Here is a 20,125-nt window from a genome sequence, read left to right on the forward strand (position 1 = left end):
GGTCGGCGTCCATCGCCACCACCGAGGTCCCGGTGCGCAGCGTGGTCACGACGGGGCAGGGGTTGAGCCGGCCGTCGTTGAGTTTCGCGGCCAGGCCGGGGGCGAGGCGGCTGCCGTGTCCGGGGATGCCCCGCAGGTCGGCCTCGACCAGGGCGGCGGCCAGGGTCCGGGCACCGGAGCGGTTCATCCCGGCCGTCTTGAACAGCCGCACCAGGTAGGCCGCCAGCTCGCCGGCCGGCACCAGGACAGCGTCCGCGCTCACCGCGCTTCCCCGACGGGCAGCCGGCCGGGGGCCCGGCCGTGGCGCCAGATCGTCCCGGCGACGGCCTGGGCGCTGGCCGGGTGGGGGCTGTAGGCGGCGATCAGGACGTGCGCGCTGGAGTCGGCGAGTTCGTCCGGGTCGCCGAAGGCGACCTGGACCACCGTGCTCCCGGCTGCGGCCAGGCGGCTGGCCTCGGCCGCGGCCGCGCTCGCGCCGGACGGGCGGCGGGTGTCGTAGCCGTAGACGACCACCGCGCCGACTTCGGGCGGAACCGGCTGCCCGAAGGCGACGGGCAGCACCTGGCGGTGTTCGCCGATGGCAGCGGGAAAGGCGTCGGCGGCGTGGCGGGCGCTGTCGGCCCGCCGCTGCCCGGTGTCCGGCACCCGCACCACCGCGACCGGGCGGCCCTGTCCGGCCAGGGGCAGCAGGTGCCCGCCGCGCAGCGCGGTGACCGAGGCCTCGGCCACCTGCTCGGCGGCCCGGGCCGCGGTGCGGTCCGCACCCACCCAGTCCGGCAGGACCGCCTGGGGGCCGAGCCCGAACCGGTGGTGCAGGTCCAGGACCCGGGCGGCGGCCTCCTCGAGCCGGGTCAGGGGCAGGAGTCCGGTGGCGACGGCGGCGGCCAGGGCCTCGACCACCGCGCGGCGCTGCCGGACCGCTTGGGCCCGGGCCGCCGCAGGGTGGTGGCCGCGGGAGACCTCGGAGTCGAGCATCACCAGGTCCAGCCCGGCCGCGACGGCCGCGACCGCCGCCGCCTCGACGCCGCCCAGCGGGCCGTTCACGGCGGGGATCGACAGGTTCTCGCTGACCGCGACCCCGGTGAAGCCCAGCTCGTCGCGCAGCAGGGCCAGCACGCGCGGCGAGGCGAGGGCCGGCCGGTCGTCCAGCTCGCGCACGGTGTGGCTGCCGACCATCACGCACGCCGCCCCCGCACCGGCGACCGCGCGGAACGGCAGCAGCGATCCGGGGACGAGGCGGTCGACCACGGGCGCGCTGTGGTGCGGATCGGCCTGGACCCCGCCCAGGCCGGGGAAGTGCTTGGCGGTCGCGGCCACGCCGCCGCTCTGCAGTCCGCGCACCCACGCCGCTGCCAGCGCGGCCACCCGCACCGGATCCGTTCCGAAGGACCGGGTGCCCACCGCCGACGCGGAGTGCCAGGCCCCCAGGTCGACCACGGGGGCCAGGTTCCAGGTGAGGCCGACCGCGCGCAGCTGTCCGGCGATGGCGGCGCCGGCCAGCTCGGCCAGGTCCTCCCGGTCGGCCGCGCCCAGGGCCATGCCCCCGGGCAGCTGCGCCACGCCGGGCCAGTCCAGCGCGTTCAGTCGGCCGCCTTCCTGGTTCACGCTGACCAGCAGCGGCTCAGCCAGCGTGCGCTGCGCCGCGGTCAGGGCCAGGCGCAGCACGGCGGGGCTGGTGACGAGGTCCTTGCCGATCCGGCCCGAGGCCGCGCCCGCCTCCTCGGCGAGCTGGTCCTCGGCGGGCCCCGGGGTGAGCGGGTGCCGGCCGGGGCGGACGATCAGGTCCGCGAGGCGGGCGGCATCCTGCGGCAGCTGCGGCCGGGGCGGGGTGGTGGTGGTCATCGTGCAGTGCTCCTTCCTGCATGACGGCGAACGGATGATCGAGGGTCAGGCAGAGGCGGCGGTGCCGGGCCCGGCCAGGCCGTAGACGCGCGGCTGCGGAAGGTGGGCGGTGGCGGCCGGGGACGGCAGCAACTGGGCGGCGACGAGGATCTGGCGGGCCATCTCCTGCGGGGAGTGCTCAGCGGTGTCGAAGACCAGCAGGGTGCGGTGGCGGCGGCCCAGGAAGTGCAGCAGGCCGGCGTTGAAGCGGTCGGCGAAGCCGGGGTTGTCGATGCTGTTGCGGTCGCCGGCGTCCAGGCGCTCCCGGGAGGCCATCCGCTCACGCCGCACCTCGACGTCGGCGTGCACGTACGCGGCGACGTCGAACGCGGCGAAGTACCTGGAGGCCCACAGCGCCAGCACGGCCGGGAGGAACGGGCCGCCGGCCAGTCCGACGGCGATCGTGCGGTCCACGTAGCCCTCCTGGACCAGGACCGCGTCGCCGCAGTGCGGCGGGTCGAACCGCACCAGCAGCGCGTCCAGCGCGAACCCGCCGGCCAGGTAGGCGCCGGTGATGGAGCTGGAGCGGTACTGCCCGGCCAGCCGCAGCCGCTTGAGGGACTTCTCCAGCGGGTGGTGCTCGGCGAGCATGCCGCGGTGGCGCACCGCCGTGATGCCGTGCTCGGCCATCATCTCCAGCAGTGCGTCGACCAGCGTGGTCTTTCCGGAGCCGTCCAGTCCGTCGACCAGCAGGCGCACCGGCCGCGTGGCGGCCGGGCGCTGCGGGGCCAGGTGGAGTCGGCGGCGGACATCGAATGATGAGGACATGCCAGTCCCTTCGATGGGGAGGTGCAGCGGATGCGCGGGAGGGGTTCGCCGGCAGGCGAGCCGGCGGGGTGAACTCAGGCGTGGGCGTTCGCGGTTGTCCCGGGTTTCACCCGGCTGCCGCGGCTCGCGTAACTAAGCTAGGAGCGAGCCGATCTGACGGGGACTCACCGACAGTACGTGTTTCCACGCCCGGGGCGAGGGGTCTGCCCCGGAGGCCGGAGCCCGGCGGGGGCTTACCAGTGAACCGCTCCCGCACCGCCGAGCGGCACACCTGCGCGGAGCAACCGCGTTCAGCCTGTTCATGATCGCCAAAAGGGGTGGGGCATGGCGCTTCGGGACCGCGGGCGCACGGAGATCGGCGTCGTCTCCGGGTACCTGCTGCGGCTGCTGCGCGAGAGCATTCCGCGCACCCAGGCACACTTCGCCGAGGACCTCACGGTCGACCTCGGCACGGTCCAGGGCTGGGAGTCCGGCCGCCGGCCGCTGGCGAACACCCGCTCGGCGGATCTGCTCCAGCTGCGCCGCCGCCTGGCCCTGCTCGGGGCGGCCCCGGGTCTGCTCGCGCTGCTGGCGGCAGCGATGGACGCCGACCGCATCCTCACCGCGGTCCTCCAGCCGCCACTCGACCCGGCTGACCACCCGCTCGCCGGCTGGGTCCAGTCGCGGGAGGCCGCGCACATGATCGCCTGGGCGGTGCGCGGCATCACGCCCCCCGCACTGGTCGGCCGTCCCACCGGGCCCCGCCGAGGTGCCGTGGCCGCCGGTCCGGTCCTCGCCGCCGCCGACCGCACGGCCTTCTTCTCCCACCTGCGCCGCACCGCGGACAGCGCCGAGGCAGCGGGCGAGCGGGCGCTGCTGCTGCGCCGCCAGGCGCTCTACCTCGCCAGCTACGACCCGGCCCCGGACGCCGGCGACTGGGCCGAGCAGGCGCTGCGGGCGATGCGCCCCGCCCTGGCGCTGCGCGGATACACCCCGCGCTGGATCGAGGCCCGCACCGCAGCCACCGTCGCCGCCCGCCAGGGCGACCCCGAGCAGCTGCGCGACTTCATCGACGCAGCGCTCGTCGGCGACCAGCACGGCGAACTGGCGAACTTGTCGTACTGGGCGTACTGGCTGGGGGCCATGCCCGCCGACGCGCCCGACGACGGGTTCATGCACGCCCCGTCACCGGCGGCGTGGAACCCCCTGCAGCTGCTCCAGTCCCTCGTCGGCTCCCTGCACGACGCGCCCGGCACGGTCGACCTGTACGTCCATTCGGTCACCACCCTGCTCGACGTGCACCCGTGGCTGCCGCTGGCCGATCCCCAGACCGCTCGCCAGTTCGGCAGCCGCGCGACCGAGCTGCTCGACGGCCGGGTGATCTCGCCGAGATCCCGCCACGACCTGGAGTCGGTGCAATACCGTCTACAGCAGACGAACTGACGGAGGACCCGGTGAGCGACCGTACGCACGACGACCCGGAGGCCGCCGGCACGGCCGCCCTGTTCTACGAGGCCGGTGTCCTGCGCCGCGTTCCGCGCACCGGCTGGGGCTACGACGGCATCCCCGGCGGGGAGACCGTGGCCGAGCACAGCCACCGCGCCGCCGTCATCGGCGCCGCCCTCGCGGCTGTGGAGGGCGCCGACCCCGGCCGCACCGCACTGCTGTGCGTACTCCACGACCTCCACGAGGCCCGCACCGGCGACCTAACCCCTCTCGCCAAGCGGTACGTCGCCTTCAAGGCGGACCCGCGCGACGTCACCGCCGACCAGACCGCGGGCGCCCACCCGGCGGTGCGGGACGTCCTGGCCGGTGCCGTCGACGAGTTCGAGTCCGCCGACAGCGCGGAGGCGCGCTGCGCGCACGACGCCGACAAGCTCGACTGCATCATCGCGGCCCTCGAGTACCGCGCGCAGGGCCACACCGCCGTCCAGGGCAAGATCGACCGGTGCCTGGCCGCACTCAAGACCGCCTCGGCCCGGCGCATCGCCGAAGCCGCGCTGACGACCGACCCGACCAGCTGGCAGCAGCTCTTCGCCACGACATCAGCGGCCCCTCGTTGATCGCACCGCTCCCCGAGAAGAACTCACCGTCCGCCGGCCCGTGCCCGCGACCTGCGCGAGTGCCGATCACGGGCCGCAGACCACTAAGGTGGGGCGTCGCAAGGACGTGAAGGAGGAGCAGCTTCGCTGCGGCCGACCGTCCGGCGACTGCCTGGCCCACGGCGCCCTCGTCCGCGCCCGCGGCACTCGCCGCGGACCGGTGCGTAGGCGGCCACCGGCCCGTGCGACCTGACCGAGCGTCGCGCCCGATCCGCTGTCCATGCTCCGGAGCCCGTATGACCAGCAGTCCGAAGGCCACCATCGACGCGGTGGTCCTCACCATGAACGACCGGCCCGCCGAGTTCCCCCGGGCGATGGCCTCGCTCCTCGCCCAGGAGGGCGTGGACCTGCGCGTGGTCATCGTCGGCAACGGCTGCGAACCGGACTACGCGCCCGAGGGCGTCACCGTAGTCACCCTGCCGGAGAACCTCGGCATCCCCGAGGGCCGCAACGTCGGGGCCGACGCCCTCGCCGGGCCCGACGCGGGCGAGTTCATCTTCTTCTACGACAACGACGCCGAGCTGCCCGAGACCGACGTGCTGGCCCGGCTGGTCGACCAGGCCCGCCGCCGCCCCGAGGCCGCCTACATCCAGCCGCGCATCGCGGACCCTGTCACCGGCGTCACCGTCCGCCGGTGGGTGCCGCGCCTGCGGGCGGGCGATCCGAGTCGGCCCGGCACCGTCACCGCGATGGCCGAGGGCGTCGTGCTGATCCGCCGAGCGGACTTCGACCGCGCCGGCCGTTGGCCCGGCTCGTTTTTCCTGTATCACGAGGGCTTCGACTTGGCGCTGAGGATCTGGGACATGGGCCGCACCGGCTACTACGCCCCGGAGATCATCGTGCACCACCCGGCGAGCGACCCGGCACGCCACGCCCTCTACCTGCGCCTGGTCGCCCGCAACCGGGTCTGGGTCGCATACAGGCGCCTTCCCGCGCCGCTGGTGCCGATCTACATCTCGTCGTGGATCGTCATCACGACGCTGCGCATGCGGCGCGACCGTGCCGCCCTGGCCACTTGGTTCAAGGGGCTGCGGGAAGGCCTGCGCGGCGGGCACGGCGAGCGGCACCCCATCTCGTGGTCCACGGTCTGGCGCCTGACCCGGGCAGGACGGCCGCCGGTCCTGTGACCAGCAGTGCCGGTGTGACCGCCGCCGGGCTGGCGCCGGTCACGCCGGCACCGGCGCACGGTTGATCCACCGCTCCTCCTCGGTCCGATCCCGCAGCGGGGCAACCAGCCACGGCACCAGCCGCGGGGCCGGCACGACGTCGAGCTGCTCGACCGGGTGCAGCAGACCCCTCTCGTCCAGGTCAGCAGTCCAGACCGTAAACCGGGCGTCCGGCGCAGCCGGGTTGACGCCGACCTCGCCCTTGGGGCCGCACGCAGCATTGAAGGGCAGGCAGATGCCCTGGGTGTTCCAGTACGTCCAGGCCTCCAGCGCCTTGGCCTGCTCGAAGACGTGGTAGAGCTGCGGGTAGCGGTCCAGCAGGCGCACCTCGCGGAACAGCAGCTGGCCCAGCAGGTGCGGTGCCGCAGCGGCCAGGTGCTCGGGGCTGATCCGCTGGAAGGAGACATCGCGGACATCCTGGTCGGCTGCGAGGCCAGTGGTGGCGAACTGGTGGGCGACACGCCGCCGGACGTAGGCGGGAGCCCCGGCGGCGAGAGCGGGTTCGATGCGGCCGACGAGGTCGAGCAGGCGCGCGTGGCCGGGCTGGAAGCGGCCGAGGTCGAAGAGGGTGCCCATGCCGGCCACGGCGTCGAACGCCAACTGCTTGTACAGGTGGTTGTTCAGCTCCCCGTGCTCCGCGCACTCCCGGGTAGGGCGACTGCGGGAGTGGAGCATCAGGTACTCGGCGACGGCCTCGAAATAGACGTAGCCGAGGAAGGGGACGACGGGGACGGCCTGGGCCAGGGCGTCGACGAAGGGCCGGTCCTCGCCCTCCTGGCCGGCGGCGGTGCGCAGCAGCCGGTCGAGCAGCGCCGCGGTGGTGTGCACCCGGTCGGTGACCGAGCGGGTGACCCGCTCGTCCTCCTCGGCGGTGAGGGTGTGGCGGAAGGCTTGGAAGGCGCGCAGGTGGACGGCGCCCAGGCGCAGGTAGTCCAGCCCCTTCGCCGGGCCGGGCCGGCCGGGCGCCACCTCGACGACCAGCGCGGTGCTGCCGCGGCGGCTGTCCAGGTGGTCGCGGCTGCCGAGCATGTGCGTGCCGAGGTTGTGCGGCCGCAGCGCTCCGCCGGGCAGCGCGGTGAGCGGGGAGCCGTAGACCGCGCCGACCAGGCAGCCGGTGGAGGCGAGGAGCTGGCCGCTGGCGCGTACCTGGTCCAGGGAGCGGCCCAGGTGCAGAAGGCGTACCGGGGCGCCGGCGGCGAGAGCGTCAAGCAGGGCGTTCTCGCGCAGCAGGTGCCCGTTGGGGGTCTGCTCGAGGAGTTGGCGCCAGTCGGCTTCGGTGGCGGCCAGGCCGGCGGGCTCCGCCCGGCGGGGCGGGGCGGCGCCGAAGTCGGTGTGGGCGTGGTCCCAGTCGGCGTGCATGGCCTCGTCCTCTGCTAGGCGGGCAGCACGGCGTCGAGCGCCTGCCGCAGGGCGTGCTCGTCGGTGGCGCCGTCGAGGCGGGCCTGCTCGCTGTGGACCACGAGGTCGTGGGCCAGCGGCGGCGCCCAGTTTGGGACGGGGCGGGTCAGCCGGGCCGGGTCGGACCACCAGCGCTCCAGCGGCAGCCGGTACCGGTCGAGGGCGTCGGCGGCCTTGAGCAGGTCGACGGCCTGGTGGTGGAGCCGGTAGGCGCCGGCCTGCTGATCTGTGAAGTCGGGGTGGGCGACGTCGTGGAGGGCGACGGCGGTGAGCACCTCGTCGGTGAACTCGGTGCCGAACACGCCGACCACGGCGTCGGCCTGGCCGGTGAGCCAGTCGGCGGCGCGCCGACCGTGACCGGGGTCGGTGCGGTCGCCCTGGCGGCGGCAGTCGTGGCACGCGGCCGCGCCCGCGAGCGCGCGGGCGCGGCCCGGTTCGACGCCGTGCGCCGGGGCGAGGAGCTGGACGAGGAGGGCGACGCGGGCGCCGTGTCGCACCCCGTGGATCGACTCGGCGGCCTGCGGGCGGGCGAACCAGGCCCTGGCGGGGACGAACAGCGCCGGGCGGTCCAGGTCGCGGGGGCGCGGCTCAGTCTGGGGCGGCCGGTTGCAGGCGATCCAGGACAGCGTCTGGCGGTCGAGGGCCTGGTGGTCGGGGAGCTGCCCGGCCAGCGCGAGCGTGCGCAGCGTTGGGCCGGCCGGCAGGAGGTCGGACGCGGTCATGCAGGACTCCAAAGGGGAGGTGGCGGTACGGAGCGGCCACGGCCCCGGGCCGCCCTCGGGCAGTGAGGGCGGCCCGCGGGGCCAGTTCGGCGGGTCAGCGCCAGAGAGCGTGCAGCGCGTCGGTGACCCGCTGCACGTCGGCGGCGGTCATGGCCGGGTAGCACGGCAGGGACAGCTGCTGGGCGGCGATCTGCTCGGTGACGGGCAGGTGGGTGTCCAGGTAGCGGTAGGCGGCGAGCCGGTGCACCGGCGTGAAGTGCACGCTGGTGCCGATCCCGTGCACCTCCAGCAGCGCCTGGGCCACGGTGTCCCGGGTGCGGCCGGAGGCCGGGTCGACCAGCACCGGGTAGAGGAACCAGCCGTGCCGGACCCCGTCGAGGACGGTGGGCAGGTGCAGCCCCGGCAGGCCGGCCAGCGCCTGGTCGTAGGTGGCGGCGATCTCGGCCCTGGCTGCGGTGAAGGCTCCCAGCTTCTGCCACTGGCGCAGGCCGACCGCCGCCGTGATGTCCGGCATCGTGTACTTCAGGCCCGGGACGGTGACCTCGTAGTCAGCGGTGCGCCGCTGGCCGTGGCGCCGCCAGGCGGAGGAGTCGATGCCGTGCCGGCCCAGCAGCCGGGCCTGCTCGACGAGGTCGCCGCGGCCGGCGAGCATGCCGCCCTCGCCGCAGGTGATGACCTTGTTGGCGTAGAAGGAGAAGACGGACAGGTCGCCGACGGAGCCGGCCCGGGCGCCGTCGCGCCAGGCGTGCAGGGCGTGGGCGGCGTCCTCGATGAGCAGCAGCCCGTGCTCGTCGGCCAGGGTGCGGAAGGCGGCCAGGTCGCAGGGCTGGCCGGCGTAGTGCATGACGGTGATCGCCTTCGTCCGGGAGGTGATCGCCGCCCGTGCCGTGGCCGGGTCGAGGTTGAAGGTGACCGGGTCGACGTCGGCGAAGACCGGGGCGGCGCCGCACTGGACGACGGCGTTGGGCACCGCGCAGAAGGTCAGGCTCGGTGTGATCACTTCGTCGCCGGGTCCGATGCCGGCCGCGAGAAGGCCCAGGTGCACGGCGGCGGTGCAGGAGGAGACCGCGAAGGCGTCCTGGACTCCGAGGGCGTCGCGCACCGCTTCCTCGAACCGGGTCGCCTTCGGTCCGTGGGTCAGCCAGCCGGAGCGCAGCGTGTCCAGGACCTCCTCTTCCTCCTCGGGGCCGATGGAGGGCCGGTTCCACGGCAGGTACGGCGCGGCGGTGGCCGTCCGGCCCGGCACGGCGATGGTCATGACGCCTCCCACGCGGCCGTGTACTCGGCCCCGTACCGCCGGCAGTCGGCGGATTCCAGGCGGGCGACCTTCCCGGCGGCGACGGCGGTGACCAGTCCGAGGTGGTTGTCGTACTGGGCCTGCCCGGGGTCGGTGACCTGGCCGGACAGCACCAGGTCGGCGATCTCCCGCGCCCCGTCCTTGAGGGTCGTGGAGCAGGCGCCGGGCAGCGCCCGCTCGATCCGGGCGAAGCTCACCCGGTAGTCGCGGGCATCGGCCTCGTCCCGCTCCGGCCCGCGGTCGATCACCGCGCCGGGCACGACACCGGCCACCGTGGCGGCGATCTCGCCGATCGTGTGGTTCTCGGCGTCGCTGCCCACGTTCCAGGCCCCGGCCAGCCGCTGCTCCAGCACCCCGGCCAGGACCCGCGCCACGTCCCCGACGTGCACCAGCGGCCGGCGCTGCGCGCCGCCGTTGAGGGAGATGCGGCCGGTGGAGGCGGCGGTGGCCGCCATCTTGTTGACCACCGAGTCCAGGCGCTGCCTGGGCGAGGAGCCGTGCACCGTCGCCAGCCGCAGGCACGTCAGCAGGCGGTCCGGGCCGAGCACTTCGGGCAGGCGCCGCTCGGCGAGCACCTTCGTGCGGGCGTAGATGCCCAGCGGGTTGGGTGCGGTGTCCTCGTCCGCGGTGCCCTCGTGCAGGCCGTAGACGCTGCAGGAGGAGAAGAAGACGTAGTGCCCGGCCCCGGCCGCGGCGGCGGCCTCGGCGGCGAGCAGCGGGGAGGTGTAGTTGAGCTCGACCGCCAGCTGCTCGTCGACCTGGCTGGCCGGCTCGCCGACGATCCCGCCCAGGTGCACCACGGTGTCGGCGCCGGCGCTCACCTCGGCCAGCAGGGCCGGGTCGCGCAGGTCCCCGCCCACGAACCGGGCGGCGCGCGGCAGCAGGGCGGCGGGGTCGTCCTCGCGCTGGTAGATCAGCCCGTCCACCACGGTGACCTCGTGGCCGAGCGCGGCCAGGCGGTGGGCGGCGACGGTGCCCAGGTATCCGGCACCGCCCAGCAGTACGACTCGCATCAGGAAGATCCCTTCGGTCAGGCGGCCAGGGCGGCCGTGTCGGCGGTGAACCAGTCCGGGACGGCCCCGGGGGTGGCCTTGAGCCAGGCCACGTAGCGCTCGATGCCCTCGGCGAGACGGATGCCGGGCTTCCAGCCGAGGAGGTCGGCGGCCCGGCGGGTGTCGGCGTAGCCGCCGAGCGGGTCGCCCTCGGGCCTGGGCGTCTGGGCGAACTCGGCGCCCGGGTAGTGGCCGGCGATGAGCTCGCCGATCTCGCGCACCGTCGTGGGTACGCCGGTGCCGACGTTGACCGTCTGTCCGGCCATCTCGTCGGTGGCCAGGGCCAGGATCGTGGCGTGGGCGATGTCGTCGACGTGGACCATGTCGCGCACCTGCGAGCCGCCGCCGTTCAGGCGGATCGGGCGCCCGGTGCGGGCGGACATCGCCATCCACGGCACCATCCAGGAGTGCGAGTCGGGCTTGGGCACCTGGGGGTCGCCGTAGACGGAGAAGTACCGCACCGTGGCGTGCTCGGTGCCGCTGCCGTCGAGCATCAACCTGACCTGGTGCTCCGCCCAGACCTTGGTGTTGGCGTAGACCGAGATCGGGGTGAGCGGCTGGTCCTCCGTGAACCGCGCCGGCCCGCCGCCTGATGGGGTGCCGTCGCCGTACACGGAGGCGGAGGAGATGAAGACCAGCCGCTTCACCGCCGCCGCGGCGACGGCGTCCAGCACGGTCTGGGTGCCGTGCACGTTGCTGGCGAAGGCGGTGTTCGGGTTGCGCGTGCAGGCCGCGACGTCCGCGTACGCGGCGGCGTGGATCACGAAGTCCGCCCGTCCGGCCAGCCAGCCGACGGTGGCCCGCTCCCGGACGTCCCCGAGCACGACCTCGGCCGCGTTCCGGTCCACCGCGAACCGGTCCCGTACCGCGTGCGGGTAGGCGTCGAAGCTGTCCAGGACTAGCGGGTGGGCCCCGTGCCCGGCGAGCTGGGCGACGATGCGGCTGCCGACCAGGCCGCCGCCGCCGGTGACCAGCACAGTGGCCCCGGCCAGCTGCCGCAGCCTGGCGCCTGAAGGTTCGTCAACCATGAGGGACTTTCCCTCCCTTGGAGTGCGTGATTCTGTTCCGTCAGTGAACCTCCGGCCCCGGCGCGGGGGTACCGTGTTCCCCCGCTCATCGCGTTCATCCTGTTCATGATCATCCGTGGGGGTGCGAATTGACGGCACCAAGGGAACCCAACAAGCGGCTGTCGGCCGTCGTCGAGGAGGCCGGGTACACGTACGAAGCCCTGGCCAGAGCGGTCAAGGCGGTCGCAGCCGAGGCGGGAGTGAAGCTGGGGACGTCCCGTTCGGCAGTGCACTCCTGGGTGACGATCGGTGCGATCCCGGCCGGCCGGACGCCCGCGTTCGTGGCCGAGGCACTGTCGAGAAAGCTCCGGCGGCCCGTGACGGTCGGTGAACTCGGTCTAGGCTCAGACCTCGTCGGGGACGACACCGCCCCGGATCCCCTCGCAGCCGCTTCCGATCTGGGGAGGCTTCTCGTGCACAACCGCCGCGACTTCATCGGCCTCGCGTTCTCCGCCTTAGCGGTCACCTTCCCACTCACCTACGACCCGCGGGCGGCGGCCGCCTCCCTGCGCGCCGCAGCCGGCGGCCGCCGCGCCGGCGCGGACGAAGTCGGCACAGTCCGCCAGGTCACCCAGACGTTCCGCACCGCCGACGAGCAGCACGGCGGCGGACACGGGCTCGTCGCCATCGTCGCCTTCCTCAACGACGACGTCATCCCGATGCTCAAGGCCACGTTCCCTAGCGAGCAGGTCCGCGGGGACGCGTTCGGCGCCGCGGCCGAGCTGGCCACCCTGGTCGGCTGGAAGTGCCATGACCGAGGCTACGAAGGGGCCTCGCAGAAGTACTACAACCTGGCCTTCCAGCTCGCCGACGAGTCGGATTCGGCCGGACACGGCGCATGGGCGATGCGCGCCTTGGTCCACCAGGCCCTCGACCTCGGGGAGCCGACGAACACCGTTGACCTCGCGGAGGCCGCGCTCGGGCGGGCCCGCGGCAAAGTCAGCCGGCAGACGGAAGCGCTGCTGCTCATCACGGCGGCGAGGGCTCACGGCGCCAACCGGAGCGGGCGGGCGGCCTCCCGCTTGATCCTGGCCGCCGAACGGTCCGCTCTGGCCTCCGACGACAGCGTGCCGATCTACGCCGCCGCCGCCGGGCCGGTCGCTGCCACCGTCGCCTCGCACACCGGCAGGACGCTGACGGAGATGGGAGACCACACCGGGGCTGAACAGCACTACCGGGCGGCGCTGGCGGGCCGCGTCCCCGGCCCGTACCACCGCGTCCGCGGCCTCACCTTCGCCAACATCGCCAAGGCGGTCGCCGCGCAGCACCGCCACGAGGAAGCCGTCGGCCTGTGGGGCCGGAGCGTCGAGCTAATGGACGGGGTCGCCTCCCGGCGTAACCTCCGGGAGCTGGACATGATGCGCTCGGCGCTGGCCGTCTACACCCGGCGCGGAATCCCCGGGGCGGCCGACCTCGCGCAGAGGGCTTCCTCGATCAGAGTCCTTTGAGGGAGTGCTCGCGCCGCCACGCTGGTCGTCAGCCGCGAGCAGGCTCGGTCGCCGTCACCAGGGTGATGCGCTCGGCGCAGACGGACGCGTCTCCCGTGCGGTGCCCCGGTTCGAACACTGCGACGGTGTAGCTGGTGATTCCGGAGGGCAGTTGCAGGAACATGTCGTTGACGCGTGACTTGGTGTGTTCCAGGGCGTCGGACGCACTGGGTTGATCGACGGTCAGCATGCGCGGGCCGATCCCGGGGATGTCCACCTCGACGTTCCAATTCATGCGGCCATCCTGGCAGAGCACTTCCCGGCCGCTGGCCATTGAGCAGCGCGAGCGCCGGAGCGTACAGGGTCGGAGGTCAGTACCGAGCCGGTTGCAGGACGGCCTTCTTCAGCGCCCGGTTGATGTCGGGGTTGCGGCCGGGGACGTAGGAGTGGATCGGCGCGTAGCCGGCGGCGGCGTACAGGGCGAGAGCCGCGATGTTGTGAACGCCGGTCTCCAGCAGCACCTCGGTGTGGCCGCGGCCAAGTAGATCTTGTTCAAGAGTGGCGAGGATCCGGCGGCCGAGCCCTTGCCCGCGGGCGGCCGGGGCCACGTACATCCGCTTGATCTCGGCTGTCGAGGGGCCGAGGGTGCGCCAGCCCCCGCAGGCCAGGGCCGGTCCGTCGCCGAGGCGGGCGACGAGGAATCGGCCGTGCGGGGCGTCGAATTCTGCGCTGCCGGTCGTCTCGGGGTCGTCGGCGGTGCTGTAGATGGCGAGCTGCTCCTGGTGGAAGGCTCGGGTGAGGGCGCGGGCATCGGCGGTGCCGTACGAGACAGCGGTGAGCGTCCAGTCAGAGGCGGCCGGAAGCGGCGAGGTCATGGTGTCGATAGTGCCGGATGAAGGGCGCCCAGCAGGAGCAGCAGCTCTGCGGTCGCCCGCCGCAACCGCCACCACAGCGTCCGCACGCCGGCCCGAGCACCCCAACCACTGGGCCCGGCCCTCGCGCACCCTCGGGTCGAAGGCGTAGCGCCAGCGCTCCTCCGCATCCCGCGTCGTGAAACCCGATCCGGCCGCCGACAGGCCGGAATCTGGAGCCGCCGCCGCCGATCCCCCGGCACTCCGGCACCGCCGGGTGACGCAGACACTCGCGGTGACGCTGCCCGGTGACGCTGGAAGGTTCGCCTGGATTCTGCGGTGACCTGTAGTTCTTCTCCCGGACAGTCGGGGGGCAGACGCTGATGACGCTCTGACGCACCATGTCTCCGGCTCGCCTACTTCTCTTTTCCTTCTACTCAGTGAGATGGGGTACGAGAGCGTCATCAGCGTCATATCCGCACAACTGACCACGAGAACTGGCAGGTCAAGGCCACTTGTAGGTCGGACACCGGGAGCGTCACGGACAGAGTCATTACCGCATCACGGCGGTGATCCATCGGAGGAATGCACCAGGGCTTGATCGCGGTGTGTGCGGGCGCCTTGCCGTGCTGTCGACCGAGCTGGAGACTGCTGCTTCCGATGCTGCAGGTCTGGGGAGAGCCGTGAGCGATGGGGCGGGAACGTACGAGGCGCCGCTGCTCTCGGCGGGGCAACCAGAGTCGGAGCGGGGCTTCTTGATCTACACCACCTACTGGCCGCACGCCGAACCGACCTACCCGAGCGTCAGCGACATCCTGGTCCGGTACGGGATCGACCCCGGTGCGGCCCGCACCCGCCACGGGCTTGTCGTCGGGGCGGACCTGGACGCCGGCCAGCTCGCCGCGCTGCGCCGTGATCGTCAGGTCAAGTACATCGAGCGTGACTGCGTCGATGGCGTCGCCCGCTACCAGCGGGTCCCGGAGACGAGCCGCGTCCCAGGCCAGTACGCCGTCTGGGTGGCAGACGGCTGCTATCTCCAGGCGCTGCTCGCACGTCTGGACGGCACCCTGCTGTGGGCGTTCGACGAGGGCGAACGGTTCTTCTACGCCCAGCTGACCGACCGGCAGCGCGACCGCCTTCGGCGTGACCCCGATGTCCTTGAGCTGGACGACGACCAGTTGGACAGCGCGCTCTGAACCAAGACGGGTCACACCCGCGAAGGTGGCGGCCCAACGGACGCAGGCGAGCCTGGTGGCGGCGATACCTCACCTTCTGTGGGAACTGCAGCCCCGCCGCCGGGCCAGGATGGCCAACTGGGCACGCCGGCGGCCGTCGCCCGTCGAGGTGGCGACGGCCGGTCGTGGTCCTGCTCTGTCAGGTGCGCGGCTCCGGAGCAGAGTGGAGGGTGATCAGGAAGCCTCGCCCGCTGCCGCTGCGGGGCAACTTGCGGATGTCAATGCCGCGGGCGCGCAGCGCGGGGGCGAGGGAGGTCAGGCGGGCGGAGAGCAGCGCGGTGGTCTTGGGCCAGGTGTCGGGGATGGGGCCGGGCGGTCGGAGGACGGTGTCGATCTGCCCGGTGGTGGCCTGCCACTCGGTGGTGTCGGCGGCGCTGGCCCAGCGGGTGAGGGCGGTGGCGACCGGGTCGGCGTCGATGACGTCGTCGGTGATCTCTTCCTGGGCGCCGGTGTAGGTGGCCAGGGTGTCCCAGCCGGTGACCGCGTCCAGCGCCCACAGCAGTTCGGCCCAGTCGGCCATCCGCGGCCGGTGGCCGAGCTGGGCGGACGCGTCGGGCAGGCGCGCCCACACCGCGGCCGCCAGGTCGAGCAGGCCGCCGAGGATGCGGCCGTGCGCGGCCCGGTAGCTGCGCCACAGATCGTGCTCGCTGCGCCTCGCCTTGGAGTCGATGGCCTCCAGGGTGAAGGGGAGCAGGCGTTCGGCGAGGTCAGGTTGGAGGGCGCCGACGTCGATGCCGGTCAGCACGACCGGGCGCTGGTAGGCCCAGGAGGTGACGTCGTCGTCGGTGTACATCTCGCGTTTGGCGACGGAGGCCCCGGTGACGGTCCGGCACAGGAAGTCCGAGAGCCACTGAGGGATGCCGTGGATGTTGTCCAGGCCCATGGTCCAGCCAGCCGAGGCGGCGACCGCGCCGTCGTCCTCGCTGCGCGGGACGTTGCGGACCTCGGCGCGGATCCCGTCGAGCACCCGCAGCAGCTGCCGGGCGGAGGTGGTCTTCGCGGTGCCGCGTTCGCCGTTGAAGTACGCGACTGGGCGGGGCATGTCGGGTCGCAGCCCGGCCAGCAGCCAGGCGACGGCCATCCGCCAGGACGGCTCGGCCAGCGCGGACAGCTCGCGCAGCAGCCCGAGCCCGGCCTGCCAGCCGCCCGGATCGCGTTCGGGCAGCGGGAGTTCGCCGGTCAGCCGGGTACGCCGCCACAGCGGGCCCTCGCCGACGGGCGGGGTGGCCACTGACCAGGTGCCGGGCTCGATGCAGACGCTCTGCCCGTCCGGGCGGCCCAGGTCGAGCCAGGTGACCTGTTCGTCGACCGGGTCGGGGGCGATCCGCAGGTGGACTGGCTGCTCGGGGGCGTCCAGGGCGAGGGCGTCCATGGAGGCGATCGCGTCCGTCAGGTAGCCCTGGGAGGGGGCCCGGCCGGTGCGCAAGACGTAGCTGCGGTTGAGGAGTTGGCGCAGGCTGCCGGTGCCGCCGAAGCCGCCGGCGGCGCGCAGCGGGCGGGCGATCGGCGGTCCTTCGGCCGGGACGGCGTACGCGGTCTGGTCGCAGCGCACCAGGACGTACTCGTCCATGCCCAGGTGGAGCAGGACGTCGGACTGCGACATCTTCGGCCCGCGCTCGGTGTTCTGCTGCTCGGCCGGTGCTGCGGCCGTCGATTCCCCCTGCTCGGCGGTCGGCGCCGGGCGAGCAGGCCGGGGTTCGCCAGCCGGGACCGGGAGCGTCACGCGGGTGGTCAGGTCGGTCATGGCCGTGCTCCGGGGCTGGGGATGGTGCGCGGCGAGCGCATGCCCGCCTGGAGTGCGCGGCGGAGGGTGGACTGGGCCTTGGCTTCGCCGGGGTCGATTCCGGCGAGCGCGGCGGCCTCGGTGAGGGCCCGGTGGACGTCGACGAGCTCCAGCAGCCCGGCGCCGACCATCTGGCCGAGCCGGAACCCGGCGCGGTTGAGCTGGTCGTTGCGGCCGGAGCGGGCGCCAGCGACGGTCTCGGCCTCCCGGCGCAGTGCCGCGGCGGCGTACGCGGCCGCGTCGTGCGGCCGGTGCCGCGCGGCGGGGCGGGGCAGCCGGATCCGGGCCGGCGGTGGGTCGGCGGCGGGGTCGCGGGAGCGGAGGCCGACGCGCGCGAGCTCGAGGGCGAGCCAACGCGGCAGCCGGGCAGGTTCGGATTCGGGCCCGGTGACCTGGTAGCAGCCGGCCGGGGTTCTGTTCGTGGGCGCGACCGCGGTGGACCAGCCGGCCCGAACGTCGATCTGCCAGCCCAGCCGGCCGGAGCTCTGCGTGTACCGGGCCCCGCCGGCGCGATACCAGAGGTGGACTCCGCCGCCCGGGGTGCGCACCGTCAGGGTCGGCGGGGCGTGCAGCAGGCTCTCGGCCCGCCGGACCCGGCACAGCAGTTCCAGCACGTCCACCCCGGTGCGCACCCGGTCGGCCTCCGGGACGGCGGCGAGGTCGATGCCGGGCAGCACCAACTCGCGCTCCGGCAGCCGGTGGTGGTGGTCGTCCAGGTCGACGACCAGCAGACCGGACGGACCGGTGGCGACGCCGACGGCGAAGTCCCGGCACCACCAGCGACGGATCAGGTCCGGATCGGTCGTCGCCGCCCGCACCCCGTGGCACCACCGTCCCGCCGCCAGGCAGCCGCAGCCGCCGGCGCCCAGGTCGGGGAACCCGCAGGGCGGCCGGCCCCCGGGCACGGGTGGACGGCACCGGCGGCAGTTGCCGACCGGGAGCTTCGACCCGGGCAGCAGCGGATGGACCCACCACCCCCTGCCCGCGCACCGCATGGCGAGCTCAAGTCCGCCGCTCACGCCGCGCTCACCGCCTCCCGGACCCGGGCCGGCCGCACCAACGCCGGAAGGCTCTCGCCCTCCAGCGGCCGGGCCGCGTACTGGGCCATCCGCTCCCGCCAGCCACCGACCGGGGGCCGGACCGGGGCTAGGACCTCGGCGCGGACCTGGTCGAGCCGCTGCGCCAGCAGGGCCTGTGCGCACCGGCGGGCCGCCTCGTCGGCCGCGGCCAGGACCTCCGGCTCGCCGCGACGCCGGGCCCGCTCGATGCCAGCCACCCGGTCGGCCTCGGACCTCGCCTGCGGGCCGCGAAGCAGGCCCTCCAGCGCGAGCGCACGCTCCCGGGCCACCAGCTGCTCGGCAAGCTCCCGCAGCTGCCAAACCACCGCCGCCTCCGGCAACCCCTGGCCACGCCACCGCTCCCCCGCCTGCTCGGCCTCGGCCTCCAGTCGAGCCCGGCACACCCCCAGCAGGTCGCCCCTGGCAGCCGGGATCTCCACCAGGCCGGCCGCCACGGCCGCGAACTCCGCGGCCGACTCCAAGGTCTGGCGCGTCGTCTGGGTCTCCGAGCAGATCAGGCACAGCCCACCCGCCTCCGGCACCCCGCACTTCGCGCACGGCCGAGCAGCCAACTCAGCCTGAGCGGCAGCCTGTTCGTCGCGCTGTCGGGCCCACGCCTTCTCGCGCCGGGAGCGCTCGACCCTCGCGTGCTCCCGGCGGACGGCGTCCTCGGCCGCCAGCCGGGCAACCTCCCGGCTCAGCCGCCGCTCCACCTCCGCCCGGAACTCCTCCGGCGCGAGGCCAGGCAGCTGTTCGGTGACGGACCGGGCGACCTGGTGCCGCAGCGCCCGGCGGTCCTCGACCAGCAGCTCGCAGGACGGGCAGACCAGGCCGGTGTCCATCCGCACCCGGTCATCGCACACCTGGGCGTAGCACTCGGCCCGCTGCGGCAACCCGCGGACGAGCAGCCAGCCGATCGGATCCCGGACCGGCTGCCCGAGCTGCGCGGCCAGCCGGCGCTCCAAGCGCTCTGCCAGCACCGCAGGGGCCAGTTCCGCGCCGACGAGCCCGGCCAAGCGCACCAGCTCGGCCCGTACTGCCGCACGGACTCGACGGCGACCACCGGCATGCCCGATCCGCGCCCACTCCCACTGCACCGGCGCCAGAACCCGCTCCAGCCCACGGGGCAGGGACCACCGGAGCAGCACCCGCGCACCACCGACGGGCGCCTTCTGCTCCTGCCGTTCGTTGACGAGGTCCTGGTGCTGTTCCCCGCGAAGCGGGCCACCGCAACCACCGACCTGCCCGTCGGCCTCGAGGGCGCCGAACTCGGGCCGGTCCTCGCGCCCGCTCACGCGCTCCGGCAACGGCGGGTTGCCCAACGCGGCTTCGCCGGAAAAGCAAGACTCACCAGCACCAGACCCACCTAGAGCAACCACCTGAGACGTGTGGTGGGCGTGGAGCAGCGCACCATCGACCACACCGCTACCCAGCTCCTTAGAAGCCTGTTCTCCCAGGTCAAAGGCGTGATTCTCTTCTGCCGACGGTGTCTCGGGTGCGTCTTGATCCCTGAGTGCACCATCCCCAGCGCCGAGAACGCCGTCCACGACGTCGAAGAAACCGACCTGAATCCAGCCCTCCCCCGGCTCCTGCAGGCCCTCGTCCTCCGACGAGCCTGAGCATTGCGTGCACACCGAGCCCCGGTCCTCCGACCGAGCGCCTGCAGGTTCGACAGCCTCGTCGACGCCCGGCGGGAAGTGGTCGGCGACGACCTCCAGGCCCGACTGAGAACGCCCGTGCGCCGCCGCGACAGCCGGCACGAGGACCCTCAGCCGTGCACCAGGAACGCCGCGGCCCGGCACCTCCAACAATCCCTGCCGGATGAGCCCGTCGACCACCCGGGCCGCCTCCGTCAACGGCCGCCCGATCAGCCGCGCGACCGTCGCATCCGCCCGATCGAACCCCGCCGTCACGGCCCCAGCCACAAGGCGCACCCGACCGTCCGGCCGCGCCGCCAACACCAACCGGAGCAGCGCGAGACGCTCGGCCGCCGCCCCACGACCGCACCGCTCGGCGAGCAGCCCAGGCGGCGTCTCCGGTTTACCCACAGGAGCCCACCCAGGGCCGAACAGCCGCTCGCACAACGCAAGGAGAACCGCCAGCTCGCGCTTCTCCAGCACCAACGGAGCTGAGGACTGCGCCTGGGCAGCGGTCAGCGGCAACACCTCCCACCGCAAGCCCGTCACCCGGCGTACGCCGTCGACCCACGCCGTCGTCACCTCGGTCGAGACCGCACCCGAGTTCCGGAGGGCAGGCAGCACCCGGTGGTCGACGTAGGACTCCGACACCCCCAACCACCTACTCAACCCGCCAGCCGTCAACTCCAGCCGCGACTCCCC

At 73.9% G+C, this 20,125-nt stretch carries 18 protein-coding genes; 5 read left to right on the forward strand and 13 right to left on the reverse strand.

The genetic code is table 11. From position 1 onward, the window contains the following. The 3 genes from BMY61_RS46855 to BMY61_RS41200 form a co-directional block, all read right to left on the reverse strand. On the reverse strand, positions 1–262 hold a 262-nt coding region (locus tag BMY61_RS46855), incomplete at its 3' end, for an Ldh family oxidoreductase (protein ID WP_177240409.1). Next, positions 259–1,842, reverse strand: a complete 1,584-nt coding sequence (locus tag BMY61_RS41195) for a glycoside hydrolase family 3 N-terminal domain-containing protein (protein ID WP_052438823.1) — start codon at positions 1,840–1,842, stop codon at positions 259–261. The genes BMY61_RS46855 and BMY61_RS41195, both read right to left, overlap by 4 nt. Positions 1,843–1,887: 45 nt before the next feature. After that, positions 1,888–2,649: a nucleoside/nucleotide kinase family protein gene (locus tag BMY61_RS41200; protein WP_042449592.1), complete on the reverse strand. Its 762-nt coding sequence runs from the start codon at positions 2,647–2,649 to the stop codon at positions 1,888–1,890. A gap of 324 nt (positions 2,650–2,973) precedes the next feature. On the opposite strand from BMY61_RS41200, the gene BMY61_RS41205 reads away from it, so the two are divergent. The 3 genes from BMY61_RS41205 (at position 2,974) to BMY61_RS41215 (ending at position 5,857) form a co-directional block, all read left to right on the forward strand. Further along, positions 2,974–4,071 carry a helix-turn-helix domain-containing protein gene (locus BMY61_RS41205; protein WP_042449595.1) on the forward strand — a complete coding sequence of 366 codons (1,098 nt, stop codon included), beginning with the start codon at positions 2,974–2,976 and terminating at the stop codon, positions 4,069–4,071. 11 nt (positions 4,072–4,082) lie between these two features. Further along, a complete protein-coding gene (locus BMY61_RS41210; RefSeq protein ID WP_042449597.1) occupies positions 4,083–4,691 on the forward strand; it encodes an HD domain-containing protein in 609 nt (202 codons plus the stop codon). Positions 4,692–4,966: 275 nt separating this feature from the next. Then, positions 4,967–5,857, forward strand: a complete 891-nt coding sequence (locus tag BMY61_RS41215; RefSeq protein ID WP_042449598.1) for a glycosyltransferase family 2 protein — start codon at positions 4,967–4,969, stop codon at positions 5,855–5,857. Positions 5,858–5,896: 39 nt separating this feature from the next. Here BMY61_RS41215 and BMY61_RS41220 read toward each other — a convergent pair whose 3' ends face one another. The 5 genes from BMY61_RS41220 to BMY61_RS41240 all read right to left on the reverse strand — a co-directional run bounded on the left by BMY61_RS41220 (position 5,897) and on the right by BMY61_RS41240 (position 11,393). After that, positions 5,897–7,255, reverse strand: coding sequence for a hypothetical protein (locus BMY61_RS41220; RefSeq protein WP_052438824.1), 1,359 nt, complete (start codon positions 7,253–7,255; stop codon positions 5,897–5,899). 14 nt (positions 7,256–7,269) lie between these two features. Beyond that, positions 7,270–8,016 (reverse strand): hypothetical protein, encoded by a 747-nt coding sequence (locus tag BMY61_RS41225; RefSeq protein WP_052438825.1) that lies wholly within the window; start codon positions 8,014–8,016, stop codon positions 7,270–7,272. Between the two features lie 94 nt (positions 8,017–8,110). Further along, positions 8,111–9,274, reverse strand: a complete 1,164-nt coding sequence (locus BMY61_RS41230; RefSeq protein ID WP_042449600.1) for a DegT/DnrJ/EryC1/StrS family aminotransferase — start codon at positions 9,272–9,274, stop codon at positions 8,111–8,113. Further along, complete coding sequence (locus tag BMY61_RS41235) at positions 9,271–10,326, reverse strand: NAD-dependent epimerase/dehydratase family protein (RefSeq protein WP_042449602.1); 1,056 nt, start codon at positions 10,324–10,326, stop codon at positions 9,271–9,273. The genes BMY61_RS41230 and BMY61_RS41235 overlap by 4 nt, the downstream gene beginning before the upstream one ends. A gap of 17 nt (positions 10,327–10,343) precedes the next feature. Continuing rightward, positions 10,344–11,393 (reverse strand): NAD-dependent epimerase/dehydratase family protein, encoded by a 1,050-nt coding sequence (locus tag BMY61_RS41240; protein ID WP_042449604.1) that lies wholly within the window; start codon positions 11,391–11,393, stop codon positions 10,344–10,346. Between the two features lie 128 nt (positions 11,394–11,521). On the opposite strand from BMY61_RS41240, the gene BMY61_RS41245 reads away from it, so the two are divergent. Continuing rightward, entirely contained in the window at positions 11,522–12,880 is a 1,359-nt protein-coding gene (locus BMY61_RS41245; protein ID WP_042449606.1) for a tetratricopeptide repeat protein, read from the forward strand. Between the two features lie 28 nt (positions 12,881–12,908). On the opposite strand, the gene BMY61_RS41250 is transcribed toward BMY61_RS41245, so the two are convergent. Both BMY61_RS41250 and BMY61_RS41255 read right to left on the reverse strand, forming a co-directional pair. After that, positions 12,909–13,154 (reverse strand): hypothetical protein, encoded by a 246-nt coding sequence (locus BMY61_RS41250; protein ID WP_042449608.1) that lies wholly within the window; start codon positions 13,152–13,154, stop codon positions 12,909–12,911. 76 nt (positions 13,155–13,230) lie between these two features. Further along, positions 13,231–13,734: a GNAT family N-acetyltransferase gene (locus BMY61_RS41255; RefSeq protein ID WP_042449610.1), complete on the reverse strand. Its 504-nt coding sequence runs from the start codon at positions 13,732–13,734 to the stop codon at positions 13,231–13,233. Between the two features lie 731 nt (positions 13,735–14,465). Here BMY61_RS41255 and BMY61_RS41260 point away from each other — a divergent pair. Further along, positions 14,466–14,906, forward strand: coding sequence for a hypothetical protein (locus BMY61_RS41260; RefSeq protein WP_042449612.1), 441 nt, complete (start codon positions 14,466–14,468; stop codon positions 14,904–14,906). Between the two features lie 178 nt (positions 14,907–15,084). Here the strand turns inward: BMY61_RS41260 and BMY61_RS41265 are convergent, their stop codons facing one another. The 3 genes from BMY61_RS41265 to BMY61_RS41275 are packed head-to-tail and all read right to left on the reverse strand — an operon-like array spanning position 15,085 to position 20,074. Continuing rightward, a complete protein-coding gene (locus BMY61_RS41265) occupies positions 15,085–16,689 on the reverse strand; it encodes a hypothetical protein (protein ID WP_042449614.1) in 1,605 nt (534 codons plus the stop codon). Next, positions 16,686–17,747 (reverse strand): bifunctional DNA primase/polymerase, encoded by a 1,062-nt coding sequence (locus tag BMY61_RS41270; protein ID WP_052438826.1) that lies wholly within the window; start codon positions 17,745–17,747, stop codon positions 16,686–16,688. The genes BMY61_RS41265 and BMY61_RS41270 overlap by 4 nt, the downstream gene beginning before the upstream one ends. Further along, positions 17,744–20,074 carry a hypothetical protein gene (locus BMY61_RS41275; RefSeq protein ID WP_143094784.1) on the reverse strand — a complete coding sequence of 777 codons (2,331 nt, stop codon included), beginning with the start codon at positions 20,072–20,074 and terminating at the stop codon, positions 17,744–17,746. Before BMY61_RS41275 ends, BMY61_RS41270 begins: the two co-directional genes overlap by 4 nt. Positions 20,075–20,125: the final 51 nt, after the last annotated feature.

The sequence above is a fragment of the Streptacidiphilus jiangxiensis genome (assembly GCF_900109465.1).
Classification (GTDB): Bacteria; Actinomycetota; Actinomycetes; order Streptomycetales; family Streptomycetaceae; genus Streptacidiphilus; species Streptacidiphilus jiangxiensis.